Raw genomic sequence first — 19,158 nt, forward strand, 5'->3', positions numbered from 1 at the left:
CCGCCACGCGTCACCCACCCGACGGCACCTCGCCTCCCCGCATCTGCCAGCCGAGCTGGAACAGCGTCTGAGCGTCGTACAGTTCGCGCAGCCGCGAGATGTGGCCGGCCACCGTGCGCTCGCTCAGCCCCAGCCGGCTGGCGATCGCCCGCTGGGTCAGCCCCTGTGCCAGGAGCCGGCCCACCTGCTCATGGGCCGGGACCGCGCCGCCGTCCGGCTTGGCGCTGCGCCACTGGACCCGCTCGGCCCGCTCCCAGTCCCGCTCGAACACGGCCACCAGGAAAGCCACCACCGCGGGATCCTCGATGAACGCCGCACTGCTGTTGTCCGCGGCGGCCGGGATCACCGCGACCCGGCGGTCGAAGACGAGCATCCGGGTGAACGGCTCGGCCAGGATCCTGATCTGCCCGCCCCACTCGCTGACGGCCGCCGCGTACCGGACCGTCGACGGATCGTCCCTGACCTCGGGCTGGTAGATCGTCCGGCAGCTGCCGCCCCTGCCGAGGAACAGGCGCAGACGCTCCATCGACTGGGCCAGATGACCCGCCGGCCGTGCGCCGGGCTGCGCCGCCAGCGCCTCCTTGCTGCTGTCGGCCTCGATCTGCAGGATCCGGTGCCGGATCTCCTCCATGTTGTCGACGTGCTGCACCTCGCTGAAGCGGGCCACCTTGCGCGGGGCACAGTCGTAGGCCTCGGTCAGTTCCCCGAGGAGCGCGGGCATCTCCTCCGCCTGCACCAGCATCCGGGTGCCCGCCGCCCGCAGCTCGGCACTGATCCGCTCCCCCACCGCGCGCGGGTTCACCGCCGTCAGCGAGGCGTCCTCGGTGTGGTGCACCAGCAGCCCGAGTTCGAGCAGCCGCAGCACCGTCGGGGCCTCCGCCTCCGCGATGCCGCGGAACGGCACCCGCCCGCCCTGCTCCAGCACCGCGAAGTACAGCGCCCGCTCGGCCTCGGTCGGCAGCGCGACGACACCGCTCTCACTCACCGCCACGGCCCTCACCCCGCATCAGCCACCCCAGCTGGAAGAGGGTCTGGGCACCGTGGCGGGCCCGCAGCCGGGCGATGTGCCCGGCGACCGTGCGCTCGCTGAGCCCCAGCCGGGTGGCGACGGCCCGCTGGGTGAGGCCGGTGGCGAGGAGCCGGCCGACCCCGTCGAGGGTGGGGTCGGCGGCGGGCCGTGTCCTTTGGGCGGACCAGTGGACCGTGCCGGCCCGGGCCCAGTCCCGCTCGTAGCCGGAGAGCAGGAAGGACAGGGTGGCCGGGTCGGTGAGGAAGGCGGCCCGGCTGTGGTCGTCGGCCGCCGGTACGACGGCCACGCTCCGGTCGACGACGATCATCCGCTGGAACGGCTCGTCCAGCACCCGGATCTCGCCGCCGTGCTCGCTGATCGCGACCGCGTAGTCCACGGTGGCCGGTTCGGCCAGCACCACCGGCTGGTAGAGCACCCGCAGCGAAGCACCGCGTCTCGCCAGGTCCAGATCCTGCCGCAGGGCCAGGGCCATGATCTCGGGCGACCGCGGCCCCGGCTGTGCGGTGAGCAGCTCGTGCTTGCAGTCCGAGACCAGTTCGGCGATCCGGTGGCGGATCCGTTCACCGCCCTCGATGACCATCGGTGCCGGGGGGCCCACGGGGGTCCTCGGGAGGGAGTCGTACGCGCGGGCCAGCCCCTCCAGGGCGGTGGGGAGCTCCTCCGCCTCCCGCAGCAGCCGGGTGGCCGACGAGCGCAGCCGGGCACCGATCCGGTCGGCGACCGCGCGCGGGCTGACCGCGAAGTACGCGTCGTCCACCGGGTTCTCGATCAGCAGGCCGAGCCGGACCAGTTCGTCCCTGGCCGCCGAGTCGTCCGCACGGATGCCCTTCGCCGGTATCCGGCCGCCTTCGCCGAGCACCGCCAGATAGAACCGGCGAGCAGTCTCCCCCGGCACCCCGGAGGCCTGGTCGGCCTTCGGATCCGCTACCACTTCAGCACCCCTGCCGACTTCCCTCTGACCGTCCTCCGCCGTCTCGATCATGCTCTCAGCAGGATCGGGGGCGGAATCCGGAGCCCTTGCAGCGGCGGACTTCCCGGGGCCAGGCGCGGTCGCGCTCTGAAACCCACGGGAGGCCCACTGCGGCACGCCATCGCCGAGGCGCTTTCGGCGAGGCGGAGCAGCAACACCTCGCCGACTCCGGTTCCGGGGGCCATCACCACACATGGCGTCCCGGCCGGCGCTCTCCCCCCGCTGCGCGTCGGCGTGATCCGTGACCCGCGCACCTCGTTGAAGAGCAAGTCGCCGTCCTCAGGCTGCGGTTGCCCGGACGACCTGGCGTGACTCCACCCTCACAGTGGGAAGCCGACGGAACAAGTGGCGCTCAGCTGCAGGTTCTTGCAAGTGCAGAAACCTGCAGCGCGGCGAGCGGGACGGGCACAGGGTTTCCCCGGCTTTGCGGCTATTTGCGCACCCTGGCGCGTACTTGACAACACATCGGGCCGCGCCCGGGCCGGGGCCGGCGATCGGTTCAGCGCAGCAGGCGCCCGGCCGCGAGACCGGTCAGGGTACGGGTGCCGGCCACCGCCCAGGCGGCGAGGAGCAGCAGGTACAGCCCGGCCGCGAGGGCGGTGAATCCGCCGAAGCCGGTGTGGCGGGCGAGGCCGGCCGAGCCGGTGACCATAGTGCCGACCGGGAAGGTGAAGGCCCACCAGGTCATGGCGAACGGCATCTCGGCACGCCAGGCGCGGAGGTTGGCGGCGAGCGCGATGCCCAGCCACAGCAGGGCGAAGCCGGTCATGCCGATGCCGAACAGGATCGCGAAGGCAGCGGCGGCGCCGGCGAGCCGCGGGTCGGCGAGCCTCGCGGCGTCGGCGAGCTGGTTGACCGCGGTGGTGGACTGACCGAGCGGGCCGAGGACCAGGAAGAGCGAGGGGGTCAGCGCCAGCGTCGGCAGCTTGCTGTGCACCAGTCCGGTCAGCACCACCGGCAGCAGTGCGAGGACGGCCAGCAGGCTGGCGCCGAACAGCGCGTAGCAGCCGTACAGCATGGCGGGCCGCCATGCCTGCGGCAGGTGCGGGACGAGCGCCGGGCCCAGCGCGGCGGCCACCATCGGGGCGACCACCGGGAGCAGCCAGGTGGGGTTGGCCCTGAGCGCGGAGACCTCGTGCCGGGTGATCATCAGGTACGGGATTCCGGCGGCCACCGCGACCGCGTACGCCGTCCCCACGGTCCACAGCACCAGGTCGGCGGCGACCGCGGGGCCGGTCCCGATCAGCCGGGAGCCGACCGCGAGGGTGCCGTACCCGACGGCGAGCAGGGCCATCGGCGGGCAGCCGTAGAAGACGGCGGTGGCCGGGTTGTCCAGCAGCTGGCTGCGGGCGGCCTCGCGGTGCCTCAGCAGGTGCACGGCCCGTCCGGCGACCAGCAGGGCCAGTGCGGCCGACGAGAGCAGCCAGACCAGCTCGCCGAAGCCGAGCAGGCCGGGCAGGTGGAGCGGGAGGGCGGCCGCCCCGTTGGCGACGATCGCGGTGCCCATCACGGCGGCGTACCAGTTCGGGCCGAGCTGGGCGAGATCGAGCCGCTGCCGGGAGGGGCGGGTGGACGGGGACGGTACTGGGCCGGACGGTGCCGGGCTTGACGGTGCCGGGCCGGACGGCGCCGGGCTTGACGGTGCCGGAGGGGTGTCGGTGCTGAGGGTGGCCATGGCCCCACCGTGCCGGGCCGGCCGGGCAGGCGGTAGCGCGGCCCGCCCTATGGGGACATAGGCTTGCTTTATGGCTCTCTCCCCCCATGTCCCCGAGCTCGGTGCGCTGGAGCTGCTGCTCGCGGTGGCCAGGCTCGGCAGTGTGGGCCGGGCCGCGGCGGAGCTGGGCGTGAGCCAGCCGGCCGCGAGTGCCCGGATCAAGGGGATGGAGCGGCAGATCGGGGTGGCACTGCTGGAGCGGTCGCCGCGCGGTTCGCGGCCGACCGAGGCCGGGCGGCTGGTGGTGGAGTGGGCCCGCGGCGTGGTGGAGGCGGCCCAGGCGCTGGACGCGGGCATCGACGCACTGCGGGGCAGCCGGGACGCCCGGCTGCGGGTGGTGGCCAGTCTGACGGTCGCCGAGTACCTGATGCCGGGCTGGCTGCTGGCCCTGAACGAGGCCAGCCCCGGCACCGCGGTGACGCTGCGGACCGCCAACTCCGCCGATGTCGCCGCCCGGGTGCTGGCCGGGCACGCGGACCTCGGCTTCGTGGAGGGCCCGCGCACGCCCGCGGGACTCTCCGGCGCGGTGGTCGCCGCCGACCGGCTGGTGGTCGTGGTCGCGCCGGACCACCCGTGGGCGCGCCGCTCGGCGGTCACCGGGCCGGAGCTGGCGGCGACCCCGCTGGTACTGCGCGAACCGGGTTCCGGCACCCGCGAGGTGCTCGACCGGGCGCTGGCGCCCTTCGGAGGTACCGCGCCGCCCCGGCTGGAACTCGCCTCCTCCACCGCGCTCAAGGCGGCCGCGATGACCGGCGCCGGCCCGGTCTGCCTGAGCGAGCTGGTGGTGGTCGAGGAACTGGCGACCGGGCGGCTGGTGTCCGTACCGCTGACCGGGGTCGATCTGCACCGCCCGCTGCGCGCCGTCTGGCCCGCCGGCCAGCGGCCCGCCGGACCGGCCCGTGCCCTGCTCGGGCTCACCCGCAGGCCCGCCCGGGGCAGTCGGTGAGCGGACCGGGGAGCCGCCGCCGGCCCCGGGAAATTCGCTGCCGTACCGGCCTCCCGGGACAGACCTGAGTGGAATAGACTCAACTTAGTGCATGCTGTACGAGTCACAGTCATGAGAGGAGCACGCCAGCCGTGGATGCCGGCAAGTTCACCAGCAAGACGCAGGACGCCCTGTCCGCCGCGATCCGCCAGGCCAGCGCCGCAGGTAACCCGGACGTCAAGCCGGTGCACATCCTGCTGGCCCTGCTGGAGCAGCCGGAGGGCCTCACCCGCCCCCTGCTCGAAGCCGTCGGTGCGGACGTCCCCGCCCTCACCGCCGCGGCGCGCCGGCAGCTGACCGCGCTGCCCAGCGCCATGGGCTCGACCGTCTCCGCGCCGCAGCTCGCCCGGGACACCATGGCGGTGCTCGCCGAGGCGGGCAAGCGCGCCGAGGACCTGGACGACCAGTACCTGTCCACCGAGCACCTGCTGGTCGGTCTGGCCGCCGAGGGCGGCCCGGTCGCCGACCTGCTGAAGCAGCACGGCGCGACCTCCAAGGCCCTGCTCGCCGCGTTCAAGGACGTCCGGGGCAGCGCCCGGGTCACCTCCCCCGACCCGGAGGGGACGTACAAGGCGCTGGAGAAGTACGGCACCGACCTCACCCAGGCCGCCCGCGACGGCAAGCTGGACCCGGTGATCGGCCGGGACCAGGAGATCCGCCGGGTGGTCCAGGTGCTCTCCCGCCGGACCAAGAACAACCCGGTGCTGATCGGCGACCCGGGCGTCGGCAAGACCGCCGTGGTCGAGGGGCTGGCCCAGCGGATCGTCGCCGGTGACGTGCCGGAGTCACTGCGCGGCAAGCGGCTGGTCGCGCTGGACCTCGGTGCGATGGTCGCGGGCGCCAAGTACCGCGGCGAGTTCGAGGAGCGCCTGAAGGCGGTCCTGAACGACATCAAGGACAGCGACGGCCAGGTCATCACCTTCATCGACGAGCTGCACACCATGGTCGGCGCGGGCGCGGGCGGCGACTCCGCGATGGACGCGGGCAACATGCTCAAGCCGATGCTGGCCCGCGGCGAGCTGCGCATGGTCGGCGCCACCACGCTGGACGAGTACCGCGAGCGGATCGAGAAGGACCCGGCACTGGAGCGCCGCTTCCAGCAGGTGCTGGTCGGCGAGCCGAGCGTCGAGGACACCATCGCCATCCTGCGCGGCCTCAAGGGCCGGTACGAGGCGCACCACAAGGTGCAGATCTCCGACGCCGCCCTGGTCGCCGCGGCCACCCTGTCCAACCGGTACATCACCGCCCGCTTCCTGCCCGACAAGGCCATCGACCTGGTGGACGAGGCCGCCTCCCGGCTGCGGATGGAGATCGACTCCTCACCGGTCGAGATCGACCAGCTCCAGCGCGCCGTGGACCGGTTGCGGATGGAGGAGCTGGCGCTGGAGAAGGAGTCCGACCCGGCGTCGGTCGAGCGGCTCACCAAGCTGCGCCGCGATCTCGCCGACAAGCAGGAGGAGTTGAGCAGCCTCAACGCCCGCTGGGAGCAGGAGAAGAAGAGCCTCAACCGGGTCGGCGAGCTCAAGGAGCGCCTGGACGACCTGCACGGCCTGCTGGAACGCGCCCAGCGCGACGGCGACTTCGAGCGCGCCTCCAAGCTGATGTACGCCGAGATCCCGGCCGCCGAGCAGGAGTTGGCCGAGGCCCAGGCCAGGGCGGCGGACGAGGACGCGAGCGCCTCCATGGTCAAGGAGGAGGTCGGCCCGGACGACGTGGCCGACGTGGTCGCCTCCTGGACGGGCATCCCGGCCGGCCGTCTGCTGGAGGGCGAGAGCGCCAAGCTCCTGCGGATGGAGGAGGAGCTGGGCCAGCGCCTGATCGGCCAGCAGGAGGCCGTACGGGCCGTCTCGGACGCCGTGCGCCGCACCCGCGCCGGTCTCGCCGACCCCGACCGCCCGACCGGCTCGTTCCTCTTCCTCGGCCCGACCGGTGTCGGCAAGACCGAACTCGCCAAGGCCCTGGCCGACTTCCTCTTCGACGACGAGCGGGCGATGGTCCGGATCGACATGAGCGAGTACGGCGAGAAGCACTCGGTCTCCCGCCTGGTCGGCGCCCCGCCCGGGTACGTCGGCTACGAGGAGGGCGGCCAGCTCACCGAGGCGGTCCGGCGCCGCCCGTACAGCGTGGTGCTGCTGGACGAGGTGGAGAAGGCCCACCCCGAGGTCTTCGACGTACTGCTCCAGGTGCTGGACGACGGCCGCCTCACCGACGGCCAGGGCCGCACGGTGGACTTCCGCAACGCCATCCTGATCCTCACCTCCAACCTGGGCAGCCAGTACCTCGTCGACCCGACCATCCCGGAGGACCGCAAGAAGCTGCTGGTGCTGGACACCGTCCGCGGCGCCTTCAAGCCGGAGTTCCTGAACCGGCTGGACGACATCGTGGTCTTCGACGCCCTCGGCACGGCGGAGCTGAGCCGGATCGTCGACCTCCAGGTCGCCCGGCTCGGCGAGCGGCTGCGCGAGCGCCGGCTCACCCTGGACGTCACCGAGGCGGCCCGCGACTGGCTGGCGCTGACCGGTTACGACCCGGCGTACGGGGCGCGGCCGCTGCGGCGGCTGGTGCAGTCCGCGATCGGCGACCAGCTGGCCCGGGCGATCCTGTCCGGCGAGATCCACGACGGGGACACCGTGGTGGTCGAGCGCGACGAGGCGGGCGACCGGCTCACCGTGCGGGGCCGGCACCCGGTGACCTCGCTGGAGAAGTGACCCCGGGGGCCGGAGCACGGTGACCCGCCGCCCGCCCGGTGGCGGGTGGGTCACCGTCCCGGCCCCGTTCCGGTCCTGCTCAGGTCCTGCTCAGGCCGTGTTCCAGCCCTGCTCCAGCCCTGTTCCAGCCCTGTCCGAGGCGGTCAAACCGGCTGGTTACGGATCTTCCGGGCGGACGCGCAGGCGTCCCCTGTGTCGCGGGCCCGGAATGAGGCAGGATGGGGACATGGAAGGGCGGCCCCTCAGTCCCAGCCACCCTTGTGAACTGAGAATACGAAGGACCTCCCGTCATGAGCATCGACCCGTCGTCCATCCCCTCCTTCGGCATGCCGCAGGGCGGTCGCCCCGGCGGCCCGGCCGGCCCGCCGCCCGTGGTGGTCCCCGACCAGGCCCTGGTGGCGCAGCTGCTCGACCAGATGCAGCTCAAGCACCTCGTGGACGATGAAGGCGACCTCACCGCGCCGTGGGACGGCTTCCGCGTCTACTACATGTTCCGCGGCGAGCAGAAGGAACTCTTCGCGGTACGCGCCTTCTACGACCGCGCATACCCGCTCGAGGACAAGCACGAGATCCTCGACCTGATCGACGAGTGGAACCGCGAGACCCTCTGGCCCAAGGTCTACACCCACACCCACGAGGACGGCGTGGTCCGCCTGATCGGCGAGGCCCAGATGATCGTCGGCACCGGCGTCAACCTGGACTACTTCGTCACCACCACCGCCAACTGGACCCAGGCCGCCGTCGGCTTCGAGCAGTGGATCGTCGAGCGCCTCGGCCTGCAGAAGGACATCGAGGGCGAGCAGGGCGAGGGCAACGCCTCCGACGAGGGCTGATCCCCCAACGGTCTCACGGGCCCGCCACCCCCGCCCGGGGGTGGCGGGCCCGCCCTTTGCGTGACCACCTGGCCGGCAGGCCCGGCTCGCCGCAGTGGGGGGCCGTCCACAGTGGGCTTGTCGTCGTCCGCCCGCACCCGGAGGATGGTCCCCACTACCGACCGCGAGGAGCCGAGATGGGTGCGCGACCGCTGTTGAACCGCAGGCTGGCGGGCATGGGTACGACGATCTTCGCGGAGATGTCGGCGCTTGCCACCGCCACCGGCTCGATCAACCTGGGCCAGGGGTTCCCGGACACCGACGGCCCCCGGGAGATCGCCCAGGCCGCCGCCGACGCCGTACTGAACGGGCGCGGCAACCAGTACCCGCCCGGCCCCGGCATCCCCGAACTCCGCACCGCCATCGCCGAGCACCAGCAGCGCTTCTACGGGCTCGGCTACGACCCGGACGGCGAGGTGCTGGTCACCGCCGGTGCCACCGAGGCCATCGCCGCCGCGCTGCTCGCCCTGCTGGAGCCCGGCGACGAAGTGATCGCCTTCGAGCCCTTCTACGACTCCTACGCCGCCTGCATCGCGATGGCCGGCGCCGTCCGGGTCCCGCTGACCCTGCGCGCGCCTTCCTTCCGCCCCGACCTGGACGAGCTCCGCTCGCTGATCACCCCGCGCACCCGCCTGCTGCTGCTCAACACCCCGCACAACCCCACCGGCCTGGTCCTCACCCCGGACGAGCTGCGCGAGATCGCCGAACTCGCCGTCGAGCGCGACCTGTTGGTCATCACCGACGAGGTCTACGAGCACCTGGTCTTCGCCACCGGGCACCACCCCATCGCCGCGCTGCCGGGCATGCGCGAACGCACCGTCTCGATCTCCTCCGCCGGCAAGACCTTCTCCTTCACCGGCTGGAAGGTCGGCTGGGTGACCGGCACCCCGGAGCTGGTCGCAGCCGTCCGCACCGCCAAGCAGTACCTGACCTACGTCAGCTCCGGCCCGTTCCAGTACGCGGTCGCCGAAGCACTGCAGCTGCCCGACGACTACTTCGACGGCTTCCGCGCCGATCTGCTCCGCAAGCGGGACCTGCTCGCCGACGGACTGTCGGCCGCCGGTTTCCAGGTGTTCGTGCCCGAGGGCACCTACTTCATCACCACCGACATCACCCCGCTCGGCGAGAAGGACGGCATCGAGTTCTGCCGCTCGCTGCCCGAGCGCTGCGGCGTGGTCGCCATCCCCAACGTCGTCTTCTACGACAACACCGAGGCCGGCCGGAGCCTGGTCCGCTTCACCTTCTGCAAGCGGGAGGAAGTGATAAACGAGGCAATCGACAGGCTGTCTCGCCTGCGGAACCACTGAGGTCAGGCAGGTACGCGGAGCGCGTGAGCGCCTGGGTAGGTGTAGCCCGGGTCCGGGCGACCAGCGGATGCCGCTTCGAGTGCCTGGCGCCGTTCGGCCTGTCGCTGATCCTCTAGCCGGGCCACCCAGAGGGGCACCACCCGGTACGTGCCGGGGCGGGGCAGCGTGATGTGCGGCTTTTCCACCCACAGGTTAAGCGTCGGCTCTTCCATCGCGAGAGGCAGTGTCAGCTCCGGCGCAGGCTCCACGGACCGGCCGAGCTGGCGGACGTGGCCACGGACCAGTTCGTGATCCTCACCGTCTCGGTCGGCCACATGGGGGACGGGCCAGCCTGCCCACGATCCGGGCTGGAGTGCCCGCACTGTCACGGGCCTACGGTCGGGGGTGGGGTGGGGACGCTCGGGTGCCACTGTGATTGCCCATGCGCATGTCCCGGCAACCGTAAGGGCGACGACCCAAAGGGACAGTAAGGCGGTAACGTTGTTCACGTCGTTCAGCTCCCAACAGCTGTTCGGCTTGCCCCGTGTGACTGTTCCCGCAGTCCCGGGGCTCTTTCATTTGTGACGCTAGCGCCCACATCTGGCACCTGTCCATACCTGTCCCTGGCTATCCAGGTCTATGTCCGGAAGTGCCCCAATGTGTACGGTCATCCCGTGATTGAGTTCGACCCGACCCGGCCAAAGTGGGAGCAGATCGCAGATACGCTGCGAGCCCGCATCGTGAGCGGTGAATACCCGCCGCGCCACCTGATCTCCGAAATGCAGCTTGAGCGCGACTACGAGGTGAACCGGAAGACCGTCCGGAAGGCCACAGATGTCCTGCGCCAGGAAGGCTTGATCACAACCAGGCCCGGCATGGGCTCTTTCGTGGCTGACCGTAGCGACCAGGGAGCCGAATAGGAGAAGCCCCGGCCGTGTGCCACGGGGGGAGACACACGGACGGGGCGATTTGGGGGCACCTACAGTCCGGGAAGCAGGCGCGGCGAGTGCGGATTGGTGAGGCTGCCGTCCGCTGGCACGTAGACCGACACAGTGATTCTCACGGCGTCCTGCCACTGCGAACGCGACCACCGTGTTTGGGAGTTGGCGTAGGGCCAGACTGCGACGGACAGGGCCCAGTGCATGTCTCCGGTGATGTCCTCCCCTTGATACAGGCAATACACCTGCCATCCGGCGGGCCGTCTGGCGACCCACGGCCTACGGCCCAGCGCCCGGCCGATCGCCTCGGCCACCTCCAGGAACTTCGCCGCCGGAGGGGCATCCACAGGCCAGGCTTCCGCCAACACACCTACGGGGTAAGCGACTTCAGTAGCCAACATTCCACCTTTTTGCGAGAAAGCCCCGCCCATGCGCCACGGGGGATGGGCACGCATGGACGGGGCTGATTAAGGGCGCTACGCGCGGTCAGTGATCACGACGTGTACGCCGATTCCGCGCCGCCAGACTTCGACGGTTCGCCGCTGGCCGACACGGACCCACCAGAGCCGTCCTGGCGTGCGCTCTGCGGCCCGCTCGAAGTCGATCCCACCGACGACCGCCAGGACCACGCACAGCCCGAACCACAGCCACGCGCTCACTCCGGTTCTTCCTTCGGCGAGATGATCCACGCGATCACCGGCACATGGCCGAAGGTTCGGTGGCTCGGTTCGTCCCTAACGTGCCTGAAGGGCCACGCCTGTGCCTGCTCGAAGCTTTCTTCGATCGGCCCCGCAGCGCCGCACCGGGTGCCTTCCTCGTCCTCGCTGAGGCACACGAAGCGGTGCGTGGTCGGGGGCGTGTCCGGTTCCTGGTCGGCGCGCCGGATCGTCCAATCTATGAAGCGGAACCGGCGCTTCTTCAGGACTACTTCGCCGCTCATTGCTCCTCCCCCGCTTCGCCGCTCTCCGCCAGCTGCTCGGCGGGCTCTTCCGGCGCCGTTTCGGCCGGTTCCTTCGGTTCAGCCCGGGCACAGCTGATGTACGCGTCCCGACCCGGGTGGTGGTCGAAATACCCGGACTGGGGTCGGTTGTGCCTCACCATGGATGGTCCTCCGAAAGGTAGAGCTCCTGCAACGAGCGGAAGTTGACCACCTTTGTGGCCTCTCGAAGCTGGCGCATGGTGTCCGACTCTTCGACGGGCTCCAGCGGGGGTCCAGGGGGCTGTTCCTGGCCTTCCTGGCGATCCTCAGGGGCAGGTTCGGGGATCACACTTCACCACCGCCCCGAGGGACTTCACATTTCGGCGCGTGACGCTCCCGGAGGACCTTCACGTCCGACAAGGCCGACTTGTCGCCGGTGGACAGGGCGTGGCTTGCCACGGCGTCGAGCCGTCGGCATTCGACGCATTCCCGCATCTTGGCCCTGGTGGTCTTAGGCGACATCGGGCACCGCCGGGAGAACGGGGCGGCCGAGCATCGGGGCCAGCGCTGCGCCGGAAGCCTTGCCCTTGTCGGGGCACTTCTCGCTGCCGCACTCGCAGAATGCCCAATCTTTTGGCGTGCCGCGTCCCTTGCCCCGTAGCTTCTCGAAGTACTGCGGGTCGTACTCGCCCAGGGGCCGCCAGCCCTTGGGCGGGAGAACCTGTCTGCGCCGTTCGGTCACTGGCACGCTCCTCTCCGTATCGATCACGAAGAGGCTCCCGTCGCGGGGACAACACCGACAGGGACGGAACGTCCTACTTCTGCGCGCTAGTCAGTGACCCCGAGAAGCCGTGCCAGCCTGCGCAGGCCAGGGGGCCGCGCCGGACCGGCCCACAGGTCGGACACAATTGCCACAGCTAGCGTGTGGTGCCGCATCCAGCCGGGCGCAACCCGCTGAAGTCTCTCCAACGTCGTCACAGCCCCGGCTGCGTCGCCCATGTCGGTGTAAGCGCGCGCCACGTCCAGGAGCAGCCACGTACGCCATGACGGCGGAGTGTCAGCGCTCATACGGATGCCTCGGGCCAGCACCAGAGCTTCATCCGGGCGGGCATGCTGGACAGCAAGCCGGACCCGTTCGATACGCACGGACGACCGGTTGAAGACGCTGACCATCCGGCCGTCCGCAGGGGCAGGCATGCGGGCAAGGCGGCCCGTCGCCTCCTCAGCGGTCAGCATCATGTCGGACGCACCCTCGTAGTCCCCGCTGCGCGCCGTGCTGGTGGCCGCAGACATGACCAGCCCACCCCAGACGCGAAGCCCTTCCGCGCTGGTCGCATGGTCGCGCTCCAGGCCGTCAGCGGCATGAACCGCCAGAGACTGGGCGTCGTCCAGCCGGTTCTGACGCTGATAGGCCCACGCCACGGAGTTACAGATCATGGCGGGCAACAGAGGGTCCTCTGACGAGTCCGCAGCCGCTATGGCGCGCTCCAGGCTGGACAGCCCAAGGTCGGTCTTGCCGAGCCGGATCGCAAGGTGCCCGCCCAGTTGCAGCGCCTTGCCCAGGGCATGCTGACCTTCCCTCCGGTCACGCCCCCTGCCAACAGCAGCAGCTAGCCGGGCGTCCGCGATGACCCCAGGCAGCAGCTCCATCACCCGCCCGAAGTCAGCCGAGTGGTACAGCGTCCAGGCGTCCGCGATCTCAGCCCGGAGCAGCGCCAGGGACAGCGTGTCAGCCCCGTCGGCCACCGGCGGAGGGGCGAACAGCGGCGGCATGATCGCCCGGCGCACAGCCACCAGCTCCGGCGGCTCGGCTTCCCCCGTGGACGGCACAGCGGGCGGGTCACCCAGAAGCGAAGTGACTTCCACGCCAAGGCCTTTGGCGAGCGCATGGAGTGTCGGAAGTCGGGCTGAGTGCTTCCGCCTCTGCTCCAACTTCCTTACCACGTCTACCGATACGCCCGACTTCTCGGCCAATCCCTCCTGCGTCAGGTCAGCCAACCGGCGAAGTCGAGACAGCCGGTCACCAAGGTGCTCAGTCGCCATGCGGAGACGGTACCCCGGCAAACGCCACTGTGTGGGCGGTCGACAGAACACAAGGAGCCCCCGCGCCGACCACGCCTGAACAGGGGCAACGGACGACACGGGGGGCTTCGTGTGCTGCGCGGGACGGCGACCGGCCGCCAGGGATGGATTCGCTAAGTCGAGTTGAGAACGCGCGCCGACAGCACAACTCGCCACCTCGCCTGCTTAGGTGGGCAGTTGACCCCGGCCGGCCGAAAGGGCAAGGTTTCCAACTCGACTTAGAGTGGCGGGCCTTGGCCTTGGCTAGTCGGCGGCCACGTCTGCCAGGATGCGCGCGGCTCGCTCGGCGATCATCACGTACAGCTGTTTCGGCGCCGTCGGCAATCCGGCGCAGGCGAGCAACTTCATTGGGCCGTCAGACTCGGCAAGCCACACAGCGCCCTGTACGACGCGTTCGTAGACCCGGCGACCCTCCGGCCCAAGGTGGGCGGGAACGGCCGTCAGAACCCCCTCCACGGCCGTTACAGAGGCATCGTCGGGGAGCGGGCGCCGTCCAGGGTTACCCAGCTTGCGCTTTCGCTCGTTCGGGACGGGCGGACGACCGGCAACCATCGACACCCCCCGGGTCTGAATTTCGCGACGGTGCGCGTTTCCATGCGGGCCGGGTCCCCGGATCGTAGTCGACCAGAGATCAAACCGCCCCCCTATGCCCCCTAATGTCCGTTTTGGGAGTCACACTGAGTAAGTGTCGCGCGCCGAGAGGGGCGGAAAATAAAAGCGCCCGCCACAGCGACCCGGAGGCGACTGCGACGGGCACTAGCAAGGCGATTGCCTTACAGGGTCTGGCTAAGGCCAGTGCCGGAGATCACTGAAATGGAACCGGGGTAACGGGCCGCCTGAAAAGATGCGTAGTTGTAAAGCCTTACAAACACAGACATCTGGTTGGCATAGGTCTGCTGGAAAGCCTCAGCCCGAATGTGCGACTCCCACAGCCGGACATCATCCGACTTGAGAACTAGGACTCGGTCCTCATTCGTACCGGTTCCCAGGTTGGTAGGAATGTTCGCGTCGAGATACACATCCAGACCAGCGATTCGACCCGCCGGACCCTCAGCGTTCAGCTTCGGGCCGAGAACACCGAGAACATTGTTCGGGCCGCTCTCAGCGGGAACGATGACCGGGCGGCCTAGCGTGTCCTGCTGCGCCAGCATCCACATAAACCGGCGCGGGTGCATGACGATCGCGTCGGGCGCCTCATAGCGGGAGGTATAAACCTTGCTGATCGCCGACGCAATCGCGTTGTAAAGCGAGTTGGCGCCAGTCAGCGCGGTACCAGACCACGCAACGGAGTTGGTGCCCGCAAGGGTCAGAATTCCGGTCGGCTGGCCGCCGGTGCCCGGGCCGGTAAGGCAGAGTGTGTCCAGGCGCATCGCGTAATCGGCGGCGAGGTCGCCCAGGATCACGTCATCAATGTTTAGCGGGCTCTGCTCTATGAGCTGCAAAGAAACGGTCTGCCCACCCGCTACCGTGGTCACGCTGCTCGAAATGCTGGTGGTCGTTAGGTCCGTCTGCTGAATCTGACTATTCTGCGTCGTCTGAACGGCAGTCGCAGTACCAGTGTTGACCTTCGGAAGGTTGAGCTGATCCGTACCGGGCGGCAGCGGATCATTCGTCACGAGATCGGCAAAAACTCGCCTCGGTCGGGCTAGCTTGACAAACTCGGCTTCGAGCCACATAGGCGGGACAAACTCGCCACCGCTGCCGTTCGTGGTGCTGATAGCGCGAAGTTCACCGTTCGCGCGGGCCCGGTCTGCAACCATCCTGTTGTTGCGGTCCAGCCGCTCAAGCGCGTTACGGTCGCCGTTATTTCGGACATTGAGCATGTCCATAAAGAATGAGGTCTTGGGATCCTCGCGCTTATACACCTCCGGCTCACGGGTAATGATGGCAGCGCCGGGCATGGTCGGCTTACGGTTCTCCGTGGTCACGCGGTTTACTCCTGCGATTGGGGCATACTTGCGCTGCATCGGCGCGGCAGCCTCATCCGCCCGCACCTGCTCGTCTAGTTCCTCGATGCGATCATCGAAAGCGCGAATGTCAGCTTCCGTTGTATCGAAAATTCGGCCCTCGGCCGGCGTGAGGCTGCGATTTTCAACCTTGGCGCGCTCAATAATGCGCTTGAGCGAATCCCGCGAGATTTCGCGCTTCGCTCGCAGATCCCTGATCATTTCCCGCTTATCCATTTGGTTCCTTGTCGTTCTCAGTTGGGTTGGCCGCTTCGCGGTGAATGATGCAAAAAGCGGCGAGCAGTTCAGCGCGTGCACGGGGCTCACGTGGCACACGGGCGTGATCGGCGATTACCGCCAGCGCACGGCTCACGCGGCCATTCGGACGCTTCGCCAGCGGGCTACTGTCCACGCTGCTCCAGAACCGCATTTGCTATCCGGCGGTCGTTCGCCAGTTGGCGCATACTCGTGCCGACCTCGACCAGCGAGGTAAGAGCGGAAAGCATCGGGTGCGGCTTTCCATCGACCGCCACGCCGTCTCGCTCCACCGCTTCAAGTGCAGCGAGCGAAAGCGCGTTGAGGCGTAGGCGTAGTTCCGGAATGAACGCGTCGGGTCCGGCATCCGGGGCGGGCCTCAGCTGACGAGTCATCTCGCTTGGATTCATGATGATTCCTTGGGTGGAAAATAAAAAAGGCCCCCGTGGACCCGGAATGCCAATGGGCGGCATGCATTCCGAATACACGAGGGCCAAGATCAAAGGGCGCGCCGCCAAGCGCAACAGAGAGCCGCGTGCCGCAGTAAAGGGCGACAGCCTCTCCAATTACCTAGAGAGCAAGACATTTACGTGGAGCGGGACGCAAAGCGGCGGCATCAACAAGATGGGCAGAGCGCTCCAGGTGCACTGAAGCAGGGGGGCCGCCTAAATTTAGGCGGTGGTGCGTGCTGCGAACGACGTGACAGGAGGGGGCGCGTATCCAAATTTGGGCACGGGTCTCGCTCTGCGGCAGCGGGGCCAACCTGATCTATGGGAGGCCTCCAGGAGGTGCCGCAAGGGCTTCTGAGCGCCTTTCATGCGCTGCCACCTCGGGGCCCGCGCAGGGCTTGAGCGGTGCTCAGGGGCCGTTCTGGGTGCCCGTGGGTTCATCGGGGAGTGGTCGCTGTCGGCGACACGGGCCAGCGGGGCGGGCTCAGCAGGGAAGGGTGACGAAGGTGATGACTTGAGGCCCGATCCTGGACTGCTCTTGTATTACTAAGGGTCTAACTAGAAATACGTCTCAAGTCGTCACCTCGTCACCCTCCTGTGCTGGAGGCGCTGTGCGGCCGTCTGCGGGCACGAAGAAGCCCCCGCCGGGCCGGTGGGCCAGACAGGGGCTGGGAGAGCGCCAGAGGGGCGTACCGCCGTCCTGCGGGGTGGCTGTGGCTTGCAGGGGGCTTTACGCCGCTTGAGTGAACTGCTCCGTGGTGACCTTCTTACGCTTCTTCCCCTTTTTGGCCTTCTTCGTCTTGGGCTGTTCGGGCTCGATCACGCGCGGAGCCCCGGCCCAGGCGAAGTGGAAGCGGTCCGACGTTACCTTCGTGCGCCCGGCAGCGAACGTGCGCCGGACACACACGCCGTCAAGTGCGAGTCCCAGTAGCTCGCGCTGTTGCTCCACGGGAGCCTTCTCCCAGGCTTCCCGCACGAGGGCGGAGTCCAGCAGATACCCGATGTCCGCCGTGTGCTTGGGCGCGGCGTTCAGTGCCTTCTCAGCTGCCTTCAACTCTGCCTCGGCCTCTGCCAGCAGGGCCGGGTAGAACTCCCGTGCTGGTCCCTCGAATTCCTTGCGCTTGTACCGGGCTGCGGTGAGGTCTTCAAGGGCCGCCTTGGCGTCGTCTACGCGCTCTTGCAGCGCCTTCCGGTCGGTGACTACGTCTGGCCGGTGGGAGGCCAGCCAGCGGGCCGCTACCGCCTCGATCAGCGGGCTATCGGGCTCGCTGGCGGCGAGTCGGCTCGCCCATGCCTCGAACACGATCTCTTCGACCGCATGCGCCTGCACAGAAGCAGGGTTGTCGCAGCCGATGGCACGGAGCTTGTGGCGGCAGGCGTACGACGCACCTTGCTTGATCATGACGTATCCGCAGCCTGCGCAGAACAGAAGACCGGCGAGCCGACTGCGAGGAACTGACCGGACCCCCTTGGTCGTTGGGCGCACTCCGAGAAGCGCGGTCCGCCCCGTGACCTTCTTGCGTGCCCGCTTCTGCTGCGCCTCGGTAACCAACACTTCGCCGACCCGGACACGCTTTCCCTTGCTGTCGCGGTGGATCGGATCGTCCCGGTCGTCCCAGTCACTGGACGGCTGGTAGCCGATGTACGCGGGGTTCTTGAGGATCTTGTAGATGTGGGTCGGTATCCAGTTTCGGCCACCCGGAGAAGGGATGCCGTCGGCGTTGAGCCCCCGGGCGACCTGCGGACCGGTGATCCCCATCTCACATTCCCGGATGATCCGCCTGATCACATCAGCCTTCGTCGGGCCGTCGATCTTGCCGGGGATGGCAGGAGAGTTGTCGATCTTGAGCTTGCGGGTCTTCTTCACCTTCCGGAGCCCGTAGGGCACCTTCGACGCGAGCCAGAAGCCTTGATCCTTCGAGAACCGCCACGCGTCCGAAACCCGGTCGGACAGCTGATCGGAGAACTCTTTGGCATCCTCCGCCCGCCACATGATCATGCGGCGGTCCTTCGGGTTGCTGGTGTCGAGGTTGTCAGCCCCGAAGAAGATCCGGCGGCCTTCAAGCCGGTCCATGATCGTGAGCACCGCGAGCGCACCCTTGCGGCTGAACCTGTCGAGCTTGTACGACCACAGGCACCGGGTAGCGCCCGACTCCAGCGCGTCAAGGCCAGCGTCGTACCCGGGGCGCTGAACGTCCTTGCTGCCGCTGATCCCGTTGTCCACCCACACGTAGCGCGGGCGGTATCCGTTCCGCTCTCCCCAACTGACCCCGTCGCCGATCTGCTGGCCGACGCTCAGTTCGGTGTCTCGCGAGCCCTTCCGGGTAACAGACTTCCGGGCGTAGATGTCCATGTCCCCGTTCGGGTCAAGGACCTTGTACGGGACGGCGGTTGCGGTGTGTCGTCCGAAGGTGTCAGAGGTGGTGGTGTGCTTGGCGGCCATGACGCGCTCTCCCGGCGGTCGGCCCGCTCACGGTGAGGGGCATGCACCACCGGGAGAGTGCAAGACATTTCCCGTGGTACGTCCGTCTTCACCTTCTGCAAGAAGGACGAGGTGCTCCAGGAAGCGGTGGCGCGCCTGAGCAGGTTCTGACGGACCGTCATCTGAAGGCGGTCGAAGGGGCAGGCGTCGGGATGAGGAGGGCGGTCGGCTCCCGCTGACAGCGGAAGCGTACGTAAGTGAGGGCTTACGGCCTGACGTACGGTCATAAATTTTGTGGCGCATCCCGACGCGAAGCCACGAGCGGCACCGCACACGACCTCCCACCGGACGTCGTTCCGGCGTGAACGGCTCCGGCGGCTCTGATCTTGGGAGCCCGATCGGCGCCTCGGTGCTCAACCCGTGGGCGCCGTCGTGGAGTTCACCCGGGTACCTGTGAAGCCCGTCCTCCGCTTTTTCGGGTGGGTGGCAGGTGAAACCGCCGTCTCCGCGCGAGCGACGCGGACGGCTGCGTCGACGGCTACTCCGCGTCGGCGCAAGGGTGTTCGGCGTGTGTGCTCCACC

General features: G+C 68.9%; 15 protein-coding genes. 5 read left to right on the forward strand and 10 right to left on the reverse strand.

Translation table 11 applies throughout. From position 1 onward, the window contains the following. Nucleotides 1-10 precede the first annotated feature (10 nt). The 3 genes from ACSMTC_RS18705 to ACSMTC_RS18715 form a co-directional block, all read right to left on the reverse strand. On the reverse strand, nt 11-985 hold the full coding sequence (locus ACSMTC_RS18705; protein ID WP_436560842.1) for a LuxR C-terminal-related transcriptional regulator: 975 nt from the start codon (nt 983-985) through the stop codon (nt 11-13). Then, on the reverse strand, nt 978-1,961 hold the full coding sequence (locus ACSMTC_RS18710; protein ID WP_436560843.1) for a LuxR C-terminal-related transcriptional regulator: 984 nt from the start codon (nt 1,959-1,961) through the stop codon (nt 978-980). Before ACSMTC_RS18710 ends, ACSMTC_RS18705 begins: the two co-directional genes overlap by 8 nt. Nucleotides 1,962-2,499: 538 nt before the next feature. Continuing rightward, on the reverse strand, nt 2,500-3,675 hold the full coding sequence (locus tag ACSMTC_RS18715) for an SLAC1 family transporter (RefSeq protein ID WP_436560844.1): 1,176 nt from the start codon (nt 3,673-3,675) through the stop codon (nt 2,500-2,502). Nucleotides 3,676-3,745: 70 nt separating this feature from the next. On the opposite strand from ACSMTC_RS18715, the gene ACSMTC_RS18720 reads away from it, so the two are divergent. The 5 genes from ACSMTC_RS18720 (at nt 3,746) to ACSMTC_RS18740 (ending at nt 10,485) form a co-directional block, all read left to right on the forward strand. Continuing rightward, nucleotides 3,746-4,660 carry a LysR family transcriptional regulator gene (locus ACSMTC_RS18720; protein ID WP_436560845.1) on the forward strand — a complete coding sequence of 305 codons (915 nt, stop codon included), beginning with the start codon at nt 3,746-3,748 and terminating at the stop codon, nt 4,658-4,660. A gap of 131 nt (nt 4,661-4,791) precedes the next feature. Further along, nucleotides 4,792-7,407 (forward strand): ATP-dependent chaperone ClpB, encoded by a 2,616-nt coding sequence (gene clpB / locus ACSMTC_RS18725; protein WP_436560846.1) that lies wholly within the window; start codon nt 4,792-4,794, stop codon nt 7,405-7,407. Between the two features lie 290 nt (nt 7,408-7,697). Then, nucleotides 7,698-8,240 (forward strand): type III secretion system chaperone family protein, encoded by a 543-nt coding sequence (locus ACSMTC_RS18730; protein WP_436560847.1) that lies wholly within the window; start codon nt 7,698-7,700, stop codon nt 8,238-8,240. Between the two features lie 176 nt (nt 8,241-8,416). After that, entirely contained in the window at nt 8,417-9,586 is a 1,170-nt protein-coding gene (locus ACSMTC_RS18735) for a pyridoxal phosphate-dependent aminotransferase (RefSeq protein ID WP_436560848.1), read from the forward strand. Nucleotides 9,587-10,239: 653 nt separating this feature from the next. Then, nucleotides 10,240-10,485 carry a GntR family transcriptional regulator gene (locus tag ACSMTC_RS18740; RefSeq protein WP_436560849.1) on the forward strand — a complete coding sequence of 82 codons (246 nt, stop codon included), beginning with the start codon at nt 10,240-10,242 and terminating at the stop codon, nt 10,483-10,485. 494 nt (nt 10,486-10,979) lie between these two features. Here ACSMTC_RS18740 and ACSMTC_RS18745 read toward each other — a convergent pair whose 3' ends face one another. The 7 genes from ACSMTC_RS18745 to ACSMTC_RS18775 form a co-directional block, all read right to left on the reverse strand. Further along, nucleotides 10,980-11,162: a hypothetical protein gene (locus tag ACSMTC_RS18745; RefSeq protein ID WP_436560850.1), complete on the reverse strand. Its 183-nt coding sequence runs from the start codon at nt 11,160-11,162 to the stop codon at nt 10,980-10,982. Further along, nucleotides 11,159-11,443: a DUF7848 domain-containing protein gene (locus ACSMTC_RS18750; RefSeq protein WP_436560851.1), complete on the reverse strand. Its 285-nt coding sequence runs from the start codon at nt 11,441-11,443 to the stop codon at nt 11,159-11,161. Before ACSMTC_RS18750 ends, ACSMTC_RS18745 begins: the two co-directional genes overlap by 4 nt. Before the next feature lie 490 nt (nt 11,444-11,933). Further along, entirely contained in the window at nt 11,934-12,170 is a 237-nt protein-coding gene (locus ACSMTC_RS18755) for a hypothetical protein (RefSeq protein ID WP_436560852.1), read from the reverse strand. 80 nt (nt 12,171-12,250) lie between these two features. After that, a complete protein-coding gene (locus tag ACSMTC_RS18760) occupies nt 12,251-13,465 on the reverse strand; it encodes a helix-turn-helix domain-containing protein (RefSeq protein WP_436560853.1) in 1,215 nt (404 codons plus the stop codon). Between the two features lie 812 nt (nt 13,466-14,277). Further along, nucleotides 14,278-15,687 carry a phage major capsid protein gene (locus ACSMTC_RS18765; RefSeq protein WP_436560854.1) on the reverse strand — a complete coding sequence of 470 codons (1,410 nt, stop codon included), beginning with the start codon at nt 15,685-15,687 and terminating at the stop codon, nt 14,278-14,280. A gap of 164 nt (nt 15,688-15,851) precedes the next feature. Beyond that, nucleotides 15,852-16,115: a hypothetical protein gene (locus ACSMTC_RS18770; RefSeq protein WP_436560855.1), complete on the reverse strand. Its 264-nt coding sequence runs from the start codon at nt 16,113-16,115 to the stop codon at nt 15,852-15,854. A gap of 769 nt (nt 16,116-16,884) precedes the next feature. After that, a complete protein-coding gene (locus tag ACSMTC_RS18775; RefSeq protein WP_436560856.1) occupies nt 16,885-18,597 on the reverse strand; it encodes a recombinase family protein in 1,713 nt (570 codons plus the stop codon). Between the last annotated feature and the right edge of the window lie 561 nt (nt 18,598-19,158).

This window comes from Kitasatospora sp. HPM-01-4 (genome assembly GCF_051374625.1).
In the GTDB taxonomy this organism is placed as follows: Bacteria; Actinomycetota; Actinomycetes; order Streptomycetales; family Streptomycetaceae; genus Kitasatospora.

Excerpts from the sequence above, each read along its gene's own strand:
- ACSMTC_RS18730 (WP_436560847.1), top strand. The coding sequence starts at position 7,698 with ATGAGCATCGACCCGTCGTCCATCCCCTCCTTCGGCATGCCGCAGGGC.
- ACSMTC_RS18760 (WP_436560853.1), bottom strand. The coding sequence starts at position 13,465 with ATGGCGACTGAGCACCTTGGTGACCGGCTGTCTCGACTTCGCCGGTTG.
- ACSMTC_RS18750 (WP_436560851.1), bottom strand. The coding sequence starts at position 11,443 with ATGAGCGGCGAAGTAGTCCTGAAGAAGCGCCGGTTCCGCTTCATAGAT.
- ACSMTC_RS18720 (WP_436560845.1), top strand. The coding sequence starts at position 3,746 with ATGGCTCTCTCCCCCCATGTCCCCGAGCTCGGTGCGCTGGAGCTGCTG.
- ACSMTC_RS18775 (WP_436560856.1), bottom strand. The coding sequence starts at position 18,597 with ATGGCCGCCAAGCACACCACCACCTCTGACACCTTCGGACGACACACC.
- ACSMTC_RS18715 (WP_436560844.1), bottom strand. The coding sequence starts at position 3,675 with ATGGCCACCCTCAGCACCGACACCCCTCCGGCACCGTCAAGCCCGGCG.
- ACSMTC_RS18735 (WP_436560848.1), top strand. The coding sequence starts at position 8,417 with ATGGGTGCGCGACCGCTGTTGAACCGCAGGCTGGCGGGCATGGGTACG.
- ACSMTC_RS18765 (WP_436560854.1), bottom strand. The coding sequence starts at position 15,687 with ATGGATAAGCGGGAAATGATCAGGGATCTGCGAGCGAAGCGCGAAATC.
- ACSMTC_RS18770 (WP_436560855.1), bottom strand. The coding sequence starts at position 16,115 with ATGAATCCAAGCGAGATGACTCGTCAGCTGAGGCCCGCCCCGGATGCC.